The sequence below is a fragment of the Glycomyces algeriensis genome (assembly GCF_027622855.1).
GTDB classification, from domain to species: domain Bacteria; phylum Actinomycetota; class Actinomycetes; order Mycobacteriales; family Micromonosporaceae; genus Glycomyces; species Glycomyces algeriensis.
Genome location: NZ_JAPZVR010000007.1, coordinates 1 through 18,285, shown reverse-complemented (window position 1 = coordinate 18,285; position 18,285 = coordinate 1). Strand labels below are relative to the sequence as shown.

The following is an 18,285-nucleotide window of genomic DNA, read 5'->3' as shown; positions in this document are numbered from 1 at the left end:
CCCCCGCCCGGCGCCCCCCGCCCCCCCCGCCCCCCCCCCCCCCCCCCACACCCCCCCCCCCCCCCCCCCCCGGGGGCGCCCCCCCCCGGGGGCGCCCCGCCGCTGCTTTGTGCTGCTTATTGGCTGTGCATCCCGAAGCTGTACGGCTGTACAACCCAAATGCGCGGTCCGGTTCCGAAGTCTTTGCTCCAGCACCTGGGGACCGGCTCGTGGGGGAGCGGACCTTCGGGTCGAGCGCAGGGAACGCCAAGGGCACCTGTGCTCACTGGATATGGAGATTGCGGTAACGGTCGGGAGGGCCCGCCTGGTCGGCTCGTCGGAGCCGTCCGGCTAACTGCTTCTTAGGCGGGAGCCAGTCATCTTCACGGAGTTCGTCTTCGTCTCCGTCGTACCGATCGTCGGCATAAGCGGCGTAAGGGTCCGGTTCCTTTTCAGGAGGCTCAATGTCCACCTCGTCCTGACGACCGCCCCCGAGTTCGCGCTCCAGCGCTCGGATGTCGGTGTTAGGCGTGTGGTACTTGAGCTTGCGGGCCACTTTGGTCTGCTTCGCCTTAGCTCGGCCTCGCCCCATGTTGGCTCGACCCCCTCGCACAGAAATCATCGGGGCAGCCAATAAGGTGCCCCGGAATGCTTGCAATCTCTTCGTGGCTCCTACGGTACAACCTTGGAGCGCAGGACTGCATCCCGGCCCATGAGTTGGGTGCCACAGATTACCGGCGATGACCACCAGACGGGGACGAACAACCGCCCGAATCGTGAGACGCGCTCTCGCTTTGCGCAGGTGTCCGACGACACTCTGTGACCGGTCGTGGGGGGGGGGGGGGGGCGGGGGGGCGGGGCGGGGCCGGGCCGGGGGGGGGGGGGGGGCCCCCCCCCCCCGGCCCCCCCCGCCCCCCCCCCGGCCCCCCCCCCCCCCCACGACCGGATCGGCAGTACGTGGGTACTAGCGGAAGAGCCGGACGCGCTGGAGGCGGCCGACGGCGGCCATGCGCTCCTCGGCGAGGGCGTCCGCGGCGGCGACCGGGGTCGTGCCCTCGCCCTTGGCCCGCTCCAGGATGCGCGAGGTGGTCGCGAAGATCCCGGAGGTGCGCCGCTCGGCCCGCTTGAAGTCGAACGCGCCGTCGTACTCGTCGGCGACCTGGATGACCCCGCCCGAGTTGACCACGTAGTCGGGGCAGTACAGGATGCCGGCCCGGTCGAGCTCGGCCGCGACGCCCGCCTCGGCCAGCTGGTTGTTCGCCGCACCGCACACGATCTCGGCGTCGAGGGTCTTCAGCGACCGCTCGTTGAGGACCCCGCCGAGCGCGCACGGCGCGTACACGTGGATCCCCGAGGCGATCAGCTCGTCGGCGTCCGCGACGATCCGCACCTGCGGGTGGTTGGCCCGCGCCCAGTCGATCGCGGCCTGGTTCACGTCGCAGGCGACGACCTCGGCCCCGGCCTCGAGCAGGTGCGGGATGAGGTGGCGCCCGACCTTGCCGAGCCCGGCCACGCCCACGGTGCGCCCGGCCAGGTCCACCGCGCCCCAGCGGTGGAGGGCCGCGGCCCGCATCCCCTGGAATACGCCGAACGCGGTGAGGATCGAGGAGTCCCCGGCCCCGCCGGCCTCCGGGCTGCGCCCGCTCACATGGCGCGTCTCGCGCGCGATGTGGTCCATGTCCTCGACGTACGTGCCGACGTCGCAGGCGGTCACGTAGCGGCCGTGCAGCGACTCCACGAAGCGGCCGTAGGCGCGCAGCAGCGCCTCGCTCTTGTCCGCGACCGGGTCGCCCCAGATGACGGCCTTGCCGCCGCCGTGGTCGAGTCCCGCGATCGCGTTCTTGTAGGCCATGCCCTCCGAGAGGTGCAGCACGTCCTGGAGGGCCTCCTCCTCGGAGGCGTAGGGGTAGAAGCGGGTGCCGCCGAGGGCCGGGCCGAGGGCGGTGGAGTAGATCGCGATGATCGCGCGCAGCCCCGAATCGGGGTCGTGGCAGAACACGACCTGCTCGTGGCCGCTGCCGTCGAAGATGCTCATGGCTTGCTCTCCAGTTCGTTCTCGCGGGGGTGTCCCTGCGCCGCCGTCGCTGCGGGCACCACCCAGGGGGCGGCCGGGTCTCGGCCGACACTCTTGTCGTAGCGCGGGTATGCCTACGCCCCCAGCATATGACTATGGAAGTATTCGCTTCGTGTACGCACCGAACGCGTCCTATCTGCGCGTCTACGAGCCGGCGGGGGCGTTCGTCGACGCCGGCTACTGGCGTGCGTACGCCGCCTCCGGGCGCGCCGTCGACCCCCTCGAGGGGCCGCGGCTGCGCCGCGAGGCGCTGTACGAGCGCATCGGGTGGCCCTGGCGCGGCGTGCCCGCCTTCCCGCGCGACGCGTACGTCATCGACCGCGGCCGCGAGGCCGACCCGCTCGTCTGCCCCTGGAACCTCCGCTACCGCATCGCCGCCTCCGCCCTGGAGGTGCGGCGGCTGACCCCCGACGCCGTCGCCGAGGCGCTGTTCCCGCCCGAATTCCTCTCCTCCGCGGCCGAGGTCGTCGCTTTGGACGACGGCGCCGACCGCCACGACGCGCCCGCCGACGCCCACGAGCACGTCGCGTCCTGGTCCGTGCCGCTGCGCTGGTTCGCGTGCGTGCGCGCCGAGGACCGCGAACTGGTGATCCAGCGCGGCGTCGCCCAGCTGCGGTACCGCACCCCGATCGCCAAGGCCCGCACGGGACTCGTGGTCGCCCGCAACCTGGTGCGGGCCGAGTTCGGCGACGGCGCCGAACTGGCCGACGCCCTGGCCGAGACCGGCGACTGGCTCGACGGCTTCCACCGCGACTCGGTCGTGGAACTCGACTACGGCGGCCTCGCCGCCCGCATGGACCCTGAGGAGCTCCGCGCCGAGGACTCCGTGGACCTGACCTGGCAGGCCCTCGACCACCTCGGTGCCTCTGAGCCGGAAGAGGCGCAGGACTGCTATGCCCGCCTTGTTGATCGATGGCGTGATCGTCGTCTCGCGGAGCGATTGAACTGACCTCGGACGCTGCAGCACCGCAAGCCCGCTGCCAGCGCATTCGCATGTGGAGTGATCACTCGGATGAGGGAACCGAGCGGAAAGTCCAAGCAAAATCGGCCGTTCGGCCTATGTCGGACATCTACGACAGGCCGGACGATTGCAGAAGGAACGAATCAAGGCTCGGCGCCGGTGATTCGCAGCCCGTCTGTGGAGGAGAAGAACGATGACGACAGAGCTGAACCTTCCGGTGGAATCCGAGGCCCTGCTTACCCCGTCCGAGGTTGCCGCGATGTTCCGCGTCGACCCCAAGACGGTCACCCGTTGGGCGAAGGCCGGCAAGATCTCGGCGATCCGGACCCTCGGCGGCCACCGCCGCTACCGCGAATCCGAGATCCGCGCCCTGATCAACGGCGACATCCCCGCTCAGCGCGTCGCCGCGGAGTAACCCGACAGGGGCGGTGCCACCGACCGGGCACCACCACTGGCCAGCAGCAATGAACGCCGTGGCCACACGGCGAAGGAACCGAGGCCGGACCACCCTTCCGGCCAGTCGCAGCGAAGCTTGCGAGCTGTGCATGTGCACCTTCAGCGAAGCTTGCGAGCTGTAGATGTGAACCGACGGCGAAGCATGCGAGCCGTCACCTGCAATACCCCATCGAAGCCGCGGACGTCGGCGCCGCGGATTCCGACGATCGAGGACGCGGGCCCTCCCTCAGGGCCCGCCTCCTCGCAGCGAACAGGCCGCGCCTGCTCGCGCGAAACGCAGATCGCATCCGACCCGCACACCCCTGCGGCGTTCTGGATCGCACCTGCGCACTCCAGCCGCACGATCCGCTTCCCGCCCCGTGCGGTTGATGCGCCCCGGCAGCCCTCGCGCACTCCCGGTGGAGGCAAACCCGTCGGAGTCCGTCCATACGCGGGCATTCGCGATGCGCCGCCGGAAATCACGTGCCACGCTTGAAGCGTGACTCGCACGAAGAGCCTCGCCATCGCCACCGCCGTCGCAGCGGTGGTCCTCATGTTCGCGCTCGCCGTGCCGCTCTTGAACAAGGCCGTCTCCCCCACGGTCGACGTGGGCGGCGAGACCTTCACCATCGCCGGCGTCACCCTCACCGCCCCTGACGAGGTCCGGATGCGCCCCGGCCACTACCAGCCCGGCTCCGGCCGCATCGAGTTCCTTGTGGGCGAAGCGGAAGTGGACATCGCCGTCGCCGGCCCCTACGGCTTCGACGCCGAGTACCTGGCCGACGAGATGACGCGACTCCTCGAGGTGCAGCCGGGCGTCCGGCTCACCGAACCGCGCGACTGCGCCGCCGAGGGCGTCGAGGGCGCCGGGCGCAGCTTCGTGACCGAGACCGGCGCGGGCTTCGCGTGCGCGTTCGTGCACGACACGATCCGAGCTGAAGTCACGGCACAGGGCGCGTCACTAGACTCGACCACTGTGGACAGAATCGACGCACTCATCGGCCAGCTGTCCTTCGGGACCGCCTGACATGCGGATCGACCCCGCCTCCCCCGCCCAGTGGACGGCCCTGCTGCTCATCGGCGCGTCGGGGATCCTCCTCCTGTACAACACCCTCCCGGTCGCCCTCGCCTACCCGCGCGCCGGCACGACCGCGCTGGTCCTGTTCTCGCTCTTCGCGATCCCGTTCTGGTGGCTGCGGGGGCGCGTCGCCGACCGGCTCGCGCTCCCGGCCGCCGCGCTCGTGGTCGGCCTCGTCTGGGGCGCGACGGTCGCGGTCATGACGTCCCTGTTCGGCTCGCGCGCGCTGCACGGACTGCTCGCGACCGCGAACGGCCCGGCATGGGCGGAGCGGTGGTCGCCGGTGCTGGCCGCGCCGGTGGTCGAGGAGGTCGTGAAGGCCGCGGGGGTGGTGCTGGTGGTGGCGATCGCCTGGGGGCGGGTGCACGGGGTGCTCGACGGGATTGTGCTGGGCGCGTTCTGCGGGGTGGGGTTCCAGATCGTGGAGGGGTACGCGTTCGCGATGTCGAGCACGGTGCTGAATCGGGCCGGGGACGTGGTGGAGCCGGTGGTCGCGGTGTTCATCGTGCGCGGGGTGCTGGCGGGGCTGTGGAGCCACGCGGTGTTCACGGCGATCGCGGGCGCGGGGGTGGCGTATGCGGCGACGCGGCGGACGATGCGGTCGGTCTGGATCGCGGCGGGGGCGCTGGCGGGGGTGATCGCGTTGCACGCGCTGTGGAATTCGCCGCTGCTGCGGGACGGGCTCGGGCTGGGCGCGTTCGGCGTGCTGGCCGGGGTGATGGTCAAGGGCCTGCCGGCGGTGCTCATCGTGTGGTGGCTGGTCCGCTGGGCGAAGCGGACGGAGGCGCCGGTGGCGAGGGAGCCGGAGGCTGAGGCGGCTTGAGGGTGGTGTTTTCGCAGGTCACGGGGCCATACGGGAGGCCCCGGGTACCCGCCCAGTCCCACCTTCACCACTACCAGTGAAAAGGACACCGTCCCATACGGGTCCGACATTTTTCGGGTTGCGAGGGGAATTCGGGTTCTGAACGTAGCAATGCCGCCCCGGTCTGAGCGCGCGGTACCGGAACGGCATTGTCGGTCTTGGCGAAGCTTGCGAGCCATAAATGTGCTCGGGAACGTAACAATGCCGCCCCGGTCTGAGCGCGCGGTACCGGAACGGCATTGTCGGTCTTGGCGAAGCTTGCGAGCCATAAATGTGCTCGGGAACGTAACAATGCCGCCCCGGTCTGAGCGCGCGGTACCGGAACGGCATTGTCGTTGCTCGGTCGCGTCCGTCGCTCAAGGCGTACGCTCCCGCGTGGCCCGCATTTCGTGCGTCCGGTCCGCGGTCGACGCGACGGTTCATGGCGCGAGCCGCGTCGTCGTGTTCCTGGCCGGCCGCTCGGGGACGGCCCTGCGGTAGGCGATTCGGTCCTGGCACCGGCGGTGACTGGACCTGGTGGTCCTTCCGGTGCCTCGCTCGCTGACGAGTGAGGTTTGACCCAGGGCCGCCGATGTTGAGAATCGGCGCCGACCGAGCATCGTGAAGTTCTCTCAGTTCCGACGCTACCAGTACCCGGGGTGTTTGTCACCGACTCGGGAGTTCGAATCGTCCCGATTCGTCAGTACCGATCAAGCCCTCGGTGATGAGCTGCGCGACGGCCTCGTCGAGCATCCGCCGGTCCGGCCACACGGCGTCGACCCGCGCCCGCTCGACCGGCCCCTCGGCATCTCTGAGCAGGGCCATCACTTCACCGCGCACATGCCGGTTGGTGCCCTTGTACTTCTGGCGCTTGCGGCTCGGCCCGGCCGGGACCTCCTGGCCGGAGAACCCGCACACGTCGCTCAGCGGACAGGCGCCGCACTCGGGCGCGCGCGCCTTGCACACCAGCGCGCCGAGTTCCATGAGCGCCACCGAGACCCGGGCCGCGGTCGGCGCGTCCCCGGGCAGCAGCGACTCGGCGGCGGCCATGTCGGCGCGGGTGGTGGCGGTGCCGGCGTCGCTCTGCCCGCCGAGGCGGGCGACGACGCGGCGCACGTTCGTGTCCACGACCGCGTGGCGGCGGCCGTAGTGGAAGACCGCTACCGCGGCGGCCGTGTAAACGCCGATGCCGGGCAGCTTCAGGAGCTCGACCGGGTCGGCGGGCACGGTGCCGCCGTGCTCGGTGGCGACGATCCGCGCGCACTCCTGGAGGCGCAGGGCCCGGCGCGGGTAGCCCATCCGGCCCCATTCGCGCAGGACGTCCGCGGTCGGTGCGGCGGCCAGGTCGGCCGGGGTCGGCCAGCGCGTCATCCAGGCCTCCCAGACGGGGGCGGCGCGGGCGACCTGGGTCTGCTGGCTCATGACCTCGGAGACGAGCACGCCCCACGCGGTGGTGCCCGGTCGGCGCCAGGGCAGTTCGGTGCGGTGGTGGGCGTCGAACCAGGGGAGCAGCCGGCCGCTCACGGCGTCGGGGGCGGGCAGGGTCGGCGGGGTGTCGGCGGCTCGCATGCCTCCCATTGTGGGTGCGGGGTCCGACATCGGGTCGCGAGGGTCGACCGGGTGGGGACCGCAGGGGTTCGGCCGGGCCGGATTCGCGTGTATTTCCGCTCGCATGCGGCTCCGCTGCGTTAGCGTCCCGGCGTGCAGGGTTTCAAGGGCAAGTTCGTGAAGGGCTCGCAGCCGGAGTCGGTCTACTGGAGGCGGCGGGCGATCGTGGCCGGTGCGGTGATCGTGCTGGTGCTCCTGGTCGTGCTCGGGATCAGTGCGCTCGGCGGCGGTGACGAGGAGCCCGAGGCGAAGGGCGATGCGGCCCCGAACGAGTGGGTGGCGCCGTCGCAGTCGTCGACGTTGAACCGGCCGTACGTCCGGGAGACGCCGACCGCGGCGGAGCCGAGCGGTTCGCCGTCGCCGACCGGGCCGGTGGTGGTGCCGTGCGAGCCCGAGGACCTCATGCTGCAGGTGGTGGCGGCGTTCGACGAGGTGCGGTCGGGTTCGGAGGTGCCGGTGAGCGTCCTGGTCGCGAGTGGCGCGGACGCCACGTGCACGGCGGATCTGCGGGAGGTGGCCGTGGAGTTGACGGCCGGTGCGGACATCGTCTACTCGACCGCGCACTGCGAGACCCCGCAGGGCGAGGAGGTCGAGTTGAGCGACGGTGCGGGCCAGACCGTGGAGTTCTCAGTGGACGGTCTGGCGTCGGAGGCGGAGTGCGCGGGGGCGCGCCGGGAGTTGCCGGCGGGCGAGTACGAGCTGCGGGCGCGGTTGGGCGAGGCCGTGTCGGCGCCGACGAACCTGCGCTTGACGTAGCTAGAGGTACCGGTCGAGGATCGAGACCTCGGCGAGGCGGGTCAGGGACTCGCGGATGCTCTGCGCCCTGCCGGGGCCGATGCCGTCGACGTCCTGCAGTTCCTCGACGGTGACGCCCAGAAGCTCGGGGAGCGCCCCGAAGTGGCCGACGACGCGTTCGATCACGGCTTCGGGCAGGCGCGGGACCTTGGCGAGCATGCGGTAGCCGCGGGGGCTGACGCGCCGGTCGAGGACGTCGGGGGAGTTCGGGTACCCGAGGGAGCGGGCGACCGCGATGAGGTCGAGGAGTTCGGGTGAGCCCATGCGGTCGACGTTGCGCAGGGCGACGCGGTGGTCGGCGCCGTCGGGCAGGTAGTCGCGGACGATGAGTTCGCGGTCGGTGTCGACGCCGGCCATGAGCTCGTCGAGTTGGAGGGCGAGGAGCCGTCCGTCGGTGCCGAGTTCGATGACGTGGCCTTCGACCTCGTCGGCGATGTGGCGGGCCATTTCGAGGCGCTGGAGGACGGTGACGGCGTCGCGCACGGTGACGAGGTCTTCGATCTCGAGGCTGGAGAGGCTGCCGGCGACCTCGTCGAGGCGGAGTTTGTACCGCTCGAGGGTGGCGAGGGCCTGGTTGGCGCGGGAGAGGATCTGCGTGGAGGGCTCGAGGAGGTGGTGGATCGAGCCCATGTACAGGCCGATGGTGTGCATCGACTGGCTGACGGAGATGACGGGGAAGCCGGTCTGCAGGGCGACGCGTTCGGCGGTGCGGTGCCGGGTGCCCGATTCGTTCGAGTGGATCGAGGGGTCGGGCATGAGGTGGACGCCGGCGCGCACGATGCGCGAGCCGTCGGTGGTGATGACGATGGCGCCGTCCATCTTGCACAGTTCGCGCAGGCGGGTGGCGGAGAACTCGATGTCGAGCTCGAAGCCGCCGGTGCAGATCTCTTCGACGAGGCTGTCGCAGCCGACGACGATGAGGGCGCCGGTGCGGCCTCTCAGGATGCGCTCCAGGCCGTCGCGCAGCGCGGTGCCGGGCGCCATGGTGGCCAGGGTCGCGCGTAGGCCCTCGTCAGGGATCGACGCCACGGGTACCCCCAAATGCTGGATGGTCCGCCGGCGAGAGTGGCCGGTCGGTTGAGGCGACCTTCCCTCCAGGGGCGCGGGACGTCAGGTCGCCTCCAGTGTACGGATCACCAGCACGGGTCAGGGAGCGGCATTTGGGGCGAGCCGCGCATCCCGGGCGGGCCCCCCGGATGGCCAGGGCCGCGACGTGCGGGCGCGCAGCATTTCGCTCAGGGCGAACAAACCGGCTCGTCGCGACTCAGAGCCGGTCGACGACCTGCACGTGCCCGGGCGCGAACGAGGCGAGCCGCGCCAGCAACTGGTCCGGTTCCAGCGCGAAGTCCTTGCAGCGCACCGCGAGGTCGAACCCGGCGACCAGGCCCTCGGTGGCCCGGTTGGCCTCGCGCAGCACCGAGCGGCCGAGGAACCCGGGGCGGTCGGAGCCGCCGCGCCCGAGGTAGTTGTCGGCCGCGAACAGGAGGTACGAGGTGCCGCGCCGCTTCGACCCGACGTGGATCGCGGCCAGCTCCTCGATGTTGCTCCACGGGATGAGGAGGCTCTTGCCGAATCCGGGCCGCACCCGCAGCCCGAAGTGGTTGACCATGAGCTTCGGCGGCCGTACGAGCGGCACGAGGAACGTGGCCGCCCCGAGCACGGCCATCACGGTGAAGAACCCCGGCAGACCCGCCACGGGGTTCGGCTCGCCCGAGTCGAGGGTCGCCGGTTCGGTGCGCACGAGCAGGTAGAGGCCGGTGATGAACGCGGCGCAGGTGAGCGAGTAGAGCACCAGTGAGGAGATGCGACGGGTCGGTGAACTGCGCTCGATGGCCACCCATTCCGAGCTCCTGCGCACGGCTCACCTCCTCGGCGGCAACTCTAGCCAGACAGGGCGACCCTTGCCATCGCCGAAAGGGATGCCGCCCAAGCCCGGTGCCCGGACTCCGCCGCGAGGCCCCCGGCTTCGGCTGAACTCAGGCGGCGGCTCAGGCGGTGCGCAGCCACACGGCCGCGTCGGCCGGGAGGCGCGTGCGCTGCGTTCCTTCGAGGGGCGCGCTGGCGATGAGCGGTTCGCCCGCCGGGACGTCGATCTCGCGGTCGGTCAGGTTGACGACGCACGCGAAGCCGGGGTCGCGCTCGAACGCGAGCACGCCCGGTTCGCTGTCCCGCCAGCGCAGTTCGCCGTCGCCCAGGGCCGGGTCGCTCCGGCGCAGGCGCAGTGCGAGCCGGTAGAGCGACAGCATCGAGTCGGGGTCGCCCAGCTGCCGGGCGGCCGTGAGGTCGCGCCAGTCGGCCGGCTGCGGCAGCCATGCGCCGCCCTTTCCGAACTCGAACGGCGGCGCGTCGCCGCCCCACGGGAGCGGCACCCGGCAGCCGTCGCGGCCCAGGTCGAGTCCGCCGGTGCGGGCGAACACGGGGTCCTCGCGGAGCTCGTCGGGCAGGTCGAAGACCTCGGGGAGGCCCAGTTCGTCGCCTTGGTAGACGTACACGCCGCCCGGCAGCGCCATGGTCAGCAGCGCGGCGGCGCGGGCGCGGCGGGTGCCGGCGGCGAGGTCGGTCGGGACGCCGTGCTCCCGTTTGAGGAACATGCTGTTCGCGCGGCCGTAGCGGGTCACGTGCCGGGTCACGTCGTGGTTCGCGAGCACCCAGGTCGGCGGGGCGCCCACGCCCGCGTGGGTCGCGATGGTCTGGTCGATCACGGCCCGCAGGGGCCCGGCCTCCCACGCGCATTTGAGGAACTCGAAGTTGAAGGCGGTGTGCAGCTCGTCGGGGCGCAGGTATCGCGCGAACCGCTCGGGGTCGCGCACCCAGATCTCGCCCACGAACACCCGGTCGGGGCCGTACTCGCCGAGCACGGTCCGCCAGTCCCGGTAGATCTCGTGCACCTCGGGCCGGTCCTTGTCCGGTTCCCCGTCGGCGTCGGTGAACGTGGGCACGCCTTCGAACCGGCCGCGCTTGTCCGGCAGCCCGGCCTGCTTGACGAGGCGGGCGGCCACGTCGATGCGGAAGCCGTCCACGCCCCGGTCGAGCCAGAACCGCAGGATCGAGGGGAACTCGGCGCGCACGTCCGGGTGGTCCCAGTTGAGGTCGGGCTGGGTGGCGTCGAAGAGGTGCAGGTACCACTGCCCGTCGTCCACTTGCGACCAGGCGGGGCCGCCGAAGCGGGACTGCCAGTTGTTCGTCTCGTCGCGGAAGTGGAACCGTTCGCGCGCAGGGGAACCGGGCCCGTCGCGCAGCGCCTCCTGGAACCACGGGTGGAGTGCGGAGGTGTGGTTCGGCACGATGTCGACGATGATCCGCAGCCCGAACCGGTGCGCCGCCTCGATGAGCCGCTCGGCGTCCGCGAGGGTGCCGAAGGCCGGGTCGATGTCCCGGTAGTCGGCCACGTCGTAGCCGCCGTCCGCCATCGGCGAGACGTACCACGGGTTGATCCACAGTGCGTCGACGCCGAGCTCGCGCAGGTATCCGAGCCGCGACTCGAGCCCGGCGATGTCCCCGATCCCGTCCCCGTTGCCGTCCGCGAAGCTGCGCAGGTACACCTGGTAGATCGCCGCGCCCCGCCACCAGGTCATGCCGCCTCCCAGAGGATCGTGCGCCGTTCGAGCCGCGCCCGCTCGGCCGCGAACGCCATCCGGTGACTGTCCAATGCGGCCTCCAAGTCCGTCGCGGCGGCTTCGCCGCCCTCGAGCGCGGTGATGAACGCGTCGATCAGCGCCGCGTCCCCACCCGAATGCCCCTTGTGGTCCGGCTCGCCTGCCGCGTCGACCAGGCCCGCACTGAGCTCGAACACGCTGTGCCCCAACGGAGGCCGCGTCTCGTGTGCGACCACGCGCGCTTCCGGGACGTCCGGCAGCGCCGCCGTCGGCGAGAACAGGTGCACCTCGATCTGTCCTGTCCTGAGGTTCCCCGCGATCTCCCCCGCCGTCCCGGTGAGCCGCACCGTGCGCGTGTTCTGCCCGGTGAACGCCGAGGTCGAGAGGGTCGCGGTCAGGCCGCCGGGGAAGTCCACGACGGTCTGCTGGTGGTCCACCACGTCGTTGTCCGAGTGGAACACGCACCGCCCGTACGGCCCGTGCCGCAGCGCCTCCAGGCGGCCCTCCGGGCTCGGGTCGTCGCCGAGGAGCGCCACGGGCCAGCCGTCTTGGCCCGCAAGGGCTTCGACGTAGTAGCGCGGGGCGTAGAACGGGCAGGAGTCGGCGGCCGGGCACCCGTCGAGGCAGTGGCCGGGCGCGCCTGCGGGCGCGTTCTCGGGCCGGAAGTACGTGAGGCTCCCGGTACTGGCGACGGACGCGGGGGACTCGCCCGCGAACCAGCGGATCATGTCGAGGTCGTGGCAGGTCTTGGCGAGCACCATCGGACTGGAGGAGGCGAGGTTGCGCCAGTTGCCGCGCACGTAGGAGTGCGCGTAGTGCCAGAACCCGATGTTCTCCTCCACGCGCATGGTCACGAGCCGCCCGATCGCGCCGGCGTCGAGGAGCCGCCGGATCGCGAGCCAGAACGGCTGGTAGCGCATCACATGCCCGATCCATATGCGGGCCTTGCGGTCGCGGGCGGCGGTCGCGAGCGCTTCGAGGTCGCCGGCGGTGGTCGCGGCGGGCTTCTCGAGGAGGATCGGCAGGCCGGTGCCGATGGCGGCGAGCGCGGCCGGCACGTGGAGGCGGTCGGGGAGGGCGATCACGATGGCGTCCAGGCCGATCGCCTCGGCGTCGGCGAGCAGGTCGCGCCAGTCGGGGTAGCGGTGCCCGGTCGGGACGCCCCCGGCGTCGGCGAGCCGTTCGCGCCGGTGCGGCATCGGATCGGCGACGGCCGCAATGGAAGCGCGATCCGGATGGTCGAGGGTCCAGGCCCCGTACGCGTCGGAGCCGCGCGCCCCGGCTCCCAGGATCCCCAGTCGGATCGTCATGCGCTCAGTATCCCCGGTAGAGTCGCCATGTGCCTCAGCCTTTCTCAGCCCCGGAGGTGAGTCCCGTGACGAGCAGCCGCTGCGCCAGGAAGAACCCGGCGACCACGGGCACCGTGATCGCGATCGACCCGGCCATGAGCACCGTGGTGGGCACCGAGAACTCGGTGAGCTGCGCGATGCCGAGCGAGACGGTCCAGCGGTCGCGATCGGCGACGAGGAACAGCAGCGCGAACAGGTACTCGTTCCAGGCGATCATGAACACGTAGAGGGCGGTCGCGGCGACGCCGGGGAGGGCGAGGGGGAGCACGACGCGGCGGATGAGCGCGAGCCGCCCGCACCCGTCGATCATCGCCGATTCGTCCACTGAGGACGGTATGGCGACGAGGTAGGTGCGGAGCATGTACAGCGCGACGGGCACGGTCTGCGCCACGTACACGAACACCAGGCCCGCCAGCGAGCCGGTGAGTCCGACCCGGCTGAGCAGCACGAACAGCGGCACGGCGAGCACGATCCCGGGCAGGAGGTACACGCCGAGGAAGACCACGTTCACCGTGCCGCGGCCGAAGAAGCGCAGCCGCACGGCCGCGTACGCGCCGAGGACGCTGAGGAGGATCGCGAGCGCGGCGGTGGCGAGCGCGACCTGGAGGGAGTTCCACATGTTCCCGCCGAGCCCGTATTCGGCGATCGCGGTCGGGTAGGCGTCGAAGGTGACCTCGTCGAGGGAGGGGACGAGGTCGAGCGGTTCGGACATCACGGACTGGAAGGGCCGCACGGAGAGCAGCACCCCGTACAGCAGCGGCCCGGCGGTCACGACGACCGCGCCGGCGATGACGATGAAGCGGAGGACGCCGAGGACGCGGTCCTCGGTGGTCCGGCGGGCACGCCGCAAGCGCGTCGCACCTCTGGGTTTGGGTCCCCGGTTTCCAGAGTCGCCGAGGGGTACGACATTCTCGCCCTCCGGAGACACGATCGGGTGACGCGGATTTTCCGTGCGAGTCTCGCTCATGCCCGCTCCCGCCTGATCAACCACGCGTACACGGCGACCACGACCAGCAGCATCCCGGTCATGAGCAGGCCGGTCGCGCTCGCCGTGCCGATGTTCGCGCGCACCACCAGCTCCGAGTACACCCGCACGGCGAGCACCTCGGTGCCGCCCGCGCCGCCGGTGAGCAGGTAGATGTCGTTGAAGTTCTGGAAGGACCACAGGAACCGCAGCACCGCGAGCAGCGCCATCACCCCCGCGAGCTCGGGCAGCAGCAGGTGCCGGAAGACCCGCGTCTTCCCCGCGCCGTCGATCTGCGCGGCCTCCTCGACGTCCTCCGGCACGACCTGCAGCCGCGCCGTGATGAACAGGAACGCGAGCGGGAAGGTCTTCCACACCTCGAACGCGATCACGCACAGCAGCGCCACCGGCACCGCGAACGGCCCGAGGTCGCGGCTCGTCGTGGTGAGGAACGCGATCGGCTCGGCCCACCCGAGCCACTCGACGCCCACCGCGTTCACCAGGCCGTACCCGGGATTGAGCAGCGTCTTCCAGATCGTGGCCGCCGCGACCACCGGCAGCACGTACGGCACGAGCACCATCGCCCGGATCAGCCCGCGCCCCCGGAACGGCCGCCGCAGCGCCAGCGCGACCGCGAGCCCGACGAGCACCGCCCCGGCCGAGGAGGCCGCCGCGTAGACCGCGGTCGTCACGGCGGCCGACCAGAACCGCGGCGAGTTCCAGACCGCCGCGACGTTCTCGCCGGTGAACACGAGGTTGTCGATGTAGAGGCGCGGGATGTCGACGAGCCGCACGTCGAGGAACGCGAAGAGGACGACCGCGAGGAACGGCAGCACCGCGAAGAGCAGCACCACGATCACGGTGGGGCCCACCAGGAGCCGCCCGTGCAGGTCCTCGCGTTGCGAGATCGTCAGCGGGCGCCTCATCCGCCCAGGTCCTGCTGCGCGGCCTCGACGCTCGCGGCCATGGCGGCGGCGACCTCGGCGGGCGGGGCGCCGTCGAACAGCGCTTCGGCCTCGGTCGCGAGGATCGTCTGGGAGAACACGATCCCGGCGAGTTCGGCGTCGGGCGTGCCCCAGCCCCAGCGGGTGAACTCCTCGGCGCCGGCGGCGAGCCGTTCGACCAGGGCGGGCCCGTAGACCTGCTCTATCGAGACCTCCTGGGCCTGGTCGTTGCCGAACGGCAGCTGCGACCACGCGTCCAGGTACTCGGTGGACCCGGCCTCGGGGCCGGGCCGCACCGGGATGCGGCCCTCGGTCGCGGAGGCGAGGTTCTCGACGTACCCGTCGGTGAGCATGTACTTCACGAACTCGGTGGCGTCGGCGGTGTTCGCGCCCGCGGGGATGCCGTAGTTCGTGGTCTGCCCGTACTCGACGGGCGCCTCGGCGCCGGTGCCGGTGAACGTGGTCAGGTACGCGGTGTTCTCGGCGAGGAACCGCGGGTTGTCACCGCATTCGGTGCAGGTCACGGGGTTGTCGACGTCGAGGCCGGCCACTTCGTCGACGATGTGGGAGGAGAACAGGACCATCGCGGCCGATCCCGAGAGGTACGCGGCGCGCGCGGCCTCCACGTCCACTTGCGCCGGTCCGGCCGCGGCGGCGAGGCGCTGGTAGTGGGCCAGGCCCTCGACGCATTCGGGGGAGTCGATGCGGACCTTGCCGTCGGTGGCGAGTCGGCAGCCGAACGGGAGGAGCATCGACTCGAGGCCCTCCTGCGTGTACACGTCGCCGGGGGTGGTGCCGATCGCTATGCCCGCCATGCCGTCCGCGTCGAGCAGTTCGGCCGCGGCGGCGAGGTCGGCGACGGACGCGGGCGGTTCGAGACCGGCGTCCGCGAAGAGGTCGGTGCGGTAGGCGATGGTGTGGCCCCACCCGTCGGAGGGCACGGCGTGGAGGCGGTCGTCGATGGTCACCATGTCGAGGGCGGCCTGACTGAACGTGTCGGCGCCGAGTTCGTCGACGATCGCTTGCGGCGCTTGGTCGTCGAGGAGGCCCTGCGCGGCCCATGCGGCGGTGCTCGACGGGTTGTGGGCGATCACGTCGGGCACGTCCCCGGAGGCGGCGGCCGTGACGAGGGTCTGCCCGGCCTGGTCGGGTTCGAGCGGGACCATCTCGACCTCGACGCCGGTGGCCTCGGTGAACGCGTCGATCACGGGCTGCTGCGCGGCTATCCGCTCGGGGGTCGTGTACGGGGTCCAGAAGACGATCGAGCCGTCGCCTTCCGTGGACTCCTCTGGGCTGCAGGCGGATACGGCGAGCAGCAGCGTGGCGGCCGCTACGCAGGTCGTCATTGTCCTCATAGCCGCTCCTAAGGGGCGATTCGGCGCGAACAGCGTCCAATCCGCACTATAGCTGCGATCCGTGGCCGAGCGGTACCCCTGCGTGTCCGCGAATCGCGGCGATTGCCCCTATTCGCGCCCGCGAGGTCACCGCTGTGTCGCAGGCGGGCCCTACGCTGTCGCGGTGATCGTCTGGCTCGCCTCGTACCCCCGTTCCGGCAACACCTTCTTCCGCATCGCGCTGCACCGCCTCTACCGCGTACCGACCTATGTGGTCTACGACGTGGACGGCGTCGCCGCCCAGATCGGCCCCGAGCTGATGGACGCCCGCGAGCGGCCCTGCACCTTCGAGCAGATGCGGGCCGCCGAGGACGTGTACTTCGTCAAGACCCACCGCCGACGCGACGACCCGGTGATCGCCGCCGAGGACCGCGCCGTCTACCTGGTGCGCGACGGCCGCGACAGCGTGGTCTCCTGGGCCCGCCTCGGCACCGCCCACCTCGCGGGGGCCGCGGACCACGCGGTGCGGTTCGCCGCCGAGGCGCGCGCGATCATCACCCGGCGCACCGGCGGCACGGGCGGCTGGGGCCAGAACGTCCTGTCATGGCAGCGATCGGCGAGCCCGGACCCGATCCTGGTCCGCTTCGAAGACCTCATCGCCGACCCGCGCGCCGCGGTCACGGCCGCCGTCGCGGAGGCCGCCCCGGGCCTGGAGGCCGACGAGCGCGCCCCGATCCCCACGTTCGGCGAGCTCCACAGCAGCGAGCCCGGCTTCTTCCGCTCCGGCACGACCGGGACCCACCGGAACGAGCTGCCGCCTGACCTGCACGACCTGTTCTGGGAGCAGCCGGACAACGCGACCGCCATGCGGCTCAACGGCTACCGGTGAGGGCCTTCACCACCCCGCGGCTTCGCGGGCGGTCGCCTCGAGCCGCCCGCGGTGCGCGGCCCACCAGGCCTCGCCCTCCTCGGGCACGGATCTGAAGTCGTGGCGGAGCCCGGTCGACCCGTCGATGAGCTCGCGCACGATGTCGGCATGGCCCGCGTGCCGATTGGTCTCGCCGATCATCAGCACCATCATCTGATGGAGCGTGACCTCGGCCTCCTCGGCAGGCCACCACGGGACCCGGCCCGCGGCCTCGAGACCGAGCATCTCGATGGTCGCGTCCGAATGGGCCCAGACGCGCCGGTAGAACGCGGTGATCTCGTCACTGGTCTCGTCGGCGCGGGCCCACAGGTCCCCGTTCGGTTCGTCCATGTCGTGCTCGAACCACCACGGGGGATCGTCCACAGGCCGCCCGAAGGCCTCACCGAGATAGCCCGATTCGAGGCCGGCGACATGCTTGACCAGGCCGAGCAGGTTGGTCCCGGTCGGGGTCATCGGGCGCCGCAGGTCGTACTCCCCCAGGCCGTCGAGCTTCCAGAGCAGGCTCTCGCGGCAGTCCCGGAGATCACGGTGCAGGCGCGCCTTCGCATCGGTCATGCCCGCGATCGTGCCACGCGGGTCCGACGCCGCGCCCGCGAACGGGACCGCGCGACTTAGGCTCGGCCCATGTTCACCACCGCCGAACGCGAACGACTCCGCGACACCCTCATCGCGACCGCCGAGCACGACGCCGACATCGTCGGCGCCGCACTCGTCGGCTCCGCCGCCACCGGCCGCGAGGACGCCTGGTCCGACATCGACCTGATGCTCCAGATCGACGGCGACCCCGCCGCGGTCGCCGAACGCTGGACCGCCGCGTTCTACACCGGGCACGGGGCGGCGCACCACCTCGACGTGATCGCCGACGGCGTCCTCTACCGGGTCTTCCTGCTCGATTCCTCGCTCCAGGTCGACGTCTCCTTCTGGCCCCGCGACCGCTTCCGCGCCACCGAACCCGGCTTCAAGCTCCTGTTCGGCACCCCCAACGAGCCCACGGAACCCAACGCGCCCAACGCGGCCCACATGATCGGCATGGGCTGGCTCTACGCGCTGCACGCCCGCTCCGCGATCAAGCGCGACCGCCACTGGCAGGCCGCCATGATGCTCGACCACCTGCGCGACACCGTCCTCGCCCTCGCCTGCGCGCGCCTCGGATACAACCCCCACCACGGGCGCGACGCCGACAAGCTCCCGCCAGAGGTCCTCGGCCCCCTCGCCGCAGCTCGGGCCGCCCAGGTCGACCGCGAGGAGCTCACACGCTCGAACACGGCCCTGCTGCAGTGCTTCGCCGCAGAGGTCGCCGCAATCGACCCCGCACTGGCCCAACGGCTCGAGCCCGCCTTCGCCAACCTCAAGCGCTGACGCCCGCCCGCGGCAACGCGCCGACACGCAAAAGCGCCGT

At 71.5% G+C, this 18,285-nt stretch carries 17 protein-coding genes and 1 pseudogene; 7 read left to right on the top strand and 11 right to left on the bottom strand.

The annotated features are described in order from the left end of the window. Positions 1-358: 358 nt before the first annotated feature. Positions 359-571 (bottom strand): annotated as a pseudogene (locus O2L52_RS14515) (DUF3073 domain-containing protein); the annotation flags it as partial. Positions 572-943: 372 nt separating this feature from the next. After that, entirely contained in the window at positions 944-2,014 is a 1,071-nt protein-coding gene (locus O2L52_RS14510) for a Glu/Leu/Phe/Val dehydrogenase dimerization domain-containing protein (RefSeq protein ID WP_270116342.1), read from the bottom strand. Between the two features lie 151 nt (positions 2,015-2,165). Between O2L52_RS14510 and O2L52_RS14505 the strand changes: the two genes are divergently transcribed. The 4 genes from O2L52_RS14505 to O2L52_RS14490 all read left to right on the top strand — a co-directional run bounded on the left by O2L52_RS14505 (position 2,166) and on the right by O2L52_RS14490 (position 5,350). After that, the gene (locus tag O2L52_RS14505) at positions 2,166-3,002 is read left to right on the top strand and encodes a hypothetical protein (protein WP_270116341.1); all 837 of its coding nucleotides are present in this window, start codon (positions 2,166-2,168) and stop codon (positions 3,000-3,002) included. 205 nt (positions 3,003-3,207) lie between these two features. After that, a complete protein-coding gene (locus O2L52_RS14500; protein WP_205328228.1) occupies positions 3,208-3,429 on the top strand; it encodes a BldC family transcriptional regulator in 222 nt (73 codons plus the stop codon). A 519-nt stretch (positions 3,430-3,948) separates the two neighbouring features. Continuing rightward, positions 3,949-4,476, top strand: coding sequence for a hypothetical protein (locus tag O2L52_RS14495; protein ID WP_270116340.1), 528 nt, complete (start codon positions 3,949-3,951; stop codon positions 4,474-4,476). Between the two features lies 1 nt (position 4,477). After that, positions 4,478-5,350 carry a PrsW family intramembrane metalloprotease gene (locus tag O2L52_RS14490; protein WP_270116339.1) on the top strand — a complete coding sequence of 291 codons (873 nt, stop codon included), beginning with the start codon at positions 4,478-4,480 and terminating at the stop codon, positions 5,348-5,350. 684 nt (positions 5,351-6,034) lie between these two features. On the opposite strand, the gene O2L52_RS14485 is transcribed toward O2L52_RS14490, so the two are convergent. Further along, a complete protein-coding gene (locus O2L52_RS14485; RefSeq protein WP_270116337.1) occupies positions 6,035-6,937 on the bottom strand; it encodes an HhH-GPD family protein in 903 nt (300 codons plus the stop codon). A 132-nt stretch (positions 6,938-7,069) separates the two neighbouring features. On the opposite strand from O2L52_RS14485, the gene O2L52_RS14480 reads away from it, so the two are divergent. Next, the gene (locus tag O2L52_RS14480; protein WP_270116336.1) at positions 7,070-7,732 is read left to right on the top strand and encodes a hypothetical protein; all 663 of its coding nucleotides are present in this window, start codon (positions 7,070-7,072) and stop codon (positions 7,730-7,732) included. Here O2L52_RS14480 and disA read toward each other — a convergent pair whose 3' ends face one another. The 7 genes from disA to O2L52_RS14445 form a co-directional block, all read right to left on the bottom strand. Further along, a complete protein-coding gene (gene disA, locus O2L52_RS14475; RefSeq protein ID WP_373897039.1) occupies positions 7,733-8,821 on the bottom strand; it encodes a DNA integrity scanning diadenylate cyclase DisA in 1,089 nt (362 codons plus the stop codon). A gap of 214 nt (positions 8,822-9,035) precedes the next feature. Further along, positions 9,036-9,629: a hypothetical protein gene (locus O2L52_RS14470; protein ID WP_270116334.1), complete on the bottom strand. Its 594-nt coding sequence runs from the start codon at positions 9,627-9,629 to the stop codon at positions 9,036-9,038. 130 nt (positions 9,630-9,759) lie between these two features. Further along, complete coding sequence (locus O2L52_RS14465) at positions 9,760-11,346, bottom strand: glycoside hydrolase family 13 protein (RefSeq protein ID WP_270116333.1); 1,587 nt, start codon at positions 11,344-11,346, stop codon at positions 9,760-9,762. Next, positions 11,343-12,677 carry a Gfo/Idh/MocA family protein gene (locus O2L52_RS14460; protein WP_270116332.1) on the bottom strand — a complete coding sequence of 445 codons (1,335 nt, stop codon included), beginning with the start codon at positions 12,675-12,677 and terminating at the stop codon, positions 11,343-11,345. Before O2L52_RS14460 ends, O2L52_RS14465 begins: the two co-directional genes overlap by 4 nt. A 34-nt stretch (positions 12,678-12,711) precedes the next feature. Continuing rightward, entirely contained in the window at positions 12,712-13,566 is an 855-nt protein-coding gene (locus O2L52_RS14455; RefSeq protein ID WP_270116330.1) for a carbohydrate ABC transporter permease, read from the bottom strand. Positions 13,567-13,679: 113 nt separating this feature from the next. Continuing rightward, positions 13,680-14,606 carry a carbohydrate ABC transporter permease gene (locus tag O2L52_RS14450; RefSeq protein ID WP_270116329.1) on the bottom strand — a complete coding sequence of 309 codons (927 nt, stop codon included), beginning with the start codon at positions 14,604-14,606 and terminating at the stop codon, positions 13,680-13,682. Continuing rightward, complete coding sequence (locus O2L52_RS14445; protein ID WP_270116328.1) at positions 14,603-15,979, bottom strand: ABC transporter substrate-binding protein; 1,377 nt, start codon at positions 15,977-15,979, stop codon at positions 14,603-14,605. The genes O2L52_RS14450 and O2L52_RS14445 overlap by 4 nt, the downstream gene beginning before the upstream one ends. Positions 15,980-16,142: 163 nt before the next feature. On the opposite strand from O2L52_RS14445, the gene O2L52_RS14440 reads away from it, so the two are divergent. Further along, positions 16,143-16,847 carry a sulfotransferase domain-containing protein gene (locus O2L52_RS14440; RefSeq protein WP_270116327.1) on the top strand — a complete coding sequence of 235 codons (705 nt, stop codon included), beginning with the start codon at positions 16,143-16,145 and terminating at the stop codon, positions 16,845-16,847. A 6-nt stretch (positions 16,848-16,853) separates the two neighbouring features. Here the strand turns inward: O2L52_RS14440 and O2L52_RS14435 are convergent, their stop codons facing one another. After that, positions 16,854-17,441 carry a DinB family protein gene (locus O2L52_RS14435; protein WP_270116326.1) on the bottom strand — a complete coding sequence of 196 codons (588 nt, stop codon included), beginning with the start codon at positions 17,439-17,441 and terminating at the stop codon, positions 16,854-16,856. 69 nt (positions 17,442-17,510) lie between these two features. Between O2L52_RS14435 and O2L52_RS14430 the strand changes: the two genes are divergently transcribed. Beyond that, complete coding sequence (locus O2L52_RS14430; protein ID WP_270116324.1) at positions 17,511-18,245, top strand: nucleotidyltransferase domain-containing protein; 735 nt, start codon at positions 17,511-17,513, stop codon at positions 18,243-18,245. Positions 18,246-18,285 lie beyond the last annotated feature (40 nt).

Excerpts from the sequence above, each read along its gene's own strand:
- O2L52_RS14465 (WP_270116333.1), bottom strand. The coding sequence starts at position 11,346 with ATGACCTGGTGGCGGGGCGCGGCGATCTACCAGGTGTACCTGCGCAGC.
- O2L52_RS14490 (WP_270116339.1), top strand. The coding sequence starts at position 4,478 with ATGCGGATCGACCCCGCCTCCCCCGCCCAGTGGACGGCCCTGCTGCTC.
- O2L52_RS14445 (WP_270116328.1), bottom strand. The coding sequence starts at position 15,979 with ATGAGGACAATGACGACCTGCGTAGCGGCCGCCACGCTGCTGCTCGCC.
- O2L52_RS14430 (WP_270116324.1), top strand. The coding sequence starts at position 17,511 with ATGTTCACCACCGCCGAACGCGAACGACTCCGCGACACCCTCATCGCG.
- O2L52_RS14450 (WP_270116329.1), bottom strand. The coding sequence starts at position 14,606 with ATGAGGCGCCCGCTGACGATCTCGCAACGCGAGGACCTGCACGGGCGG.
- O2L52_RS14485 (WP_270116337.1), bottom strand. The coding sequence starts at position 6,937 with ATGCGAGCCGCCGACACCCCGCCGACCCTGCCCGCCCCCGACGCCGTG.
- O2L52_RS14460 (WP_270116332.1), bottom strand. The coding sequence starts at position 12,677 with ATGACGATCCGACTGGGGATCCTGGGAGCCGGGGCGCGCGGCTCCGAC.
- O2L52_RS14435 (WP_270116326.1), bottom strand. The coding sequence starts at position 17,441 with ATGACCGATGCGAAGGCGCGCCTGCACCGTGATCTCCGGGACTGCCGC.
- O2L52_RS14500 (WP_205328228.1), top strand. The coding sequence starts at position 3,208 with ATGACGACAGAGCTGAACCTTCCGGTGGAATCCGAGGCCCTGCTTACC.
- O2L52_RS14510 (WP_270116342.1), bottom strand. The coding sequence starts at position 2,014 with ATGAGCATCTTCGACGGCAGCGGCCACGAGCAGGTCGTGTTCTGCCAC.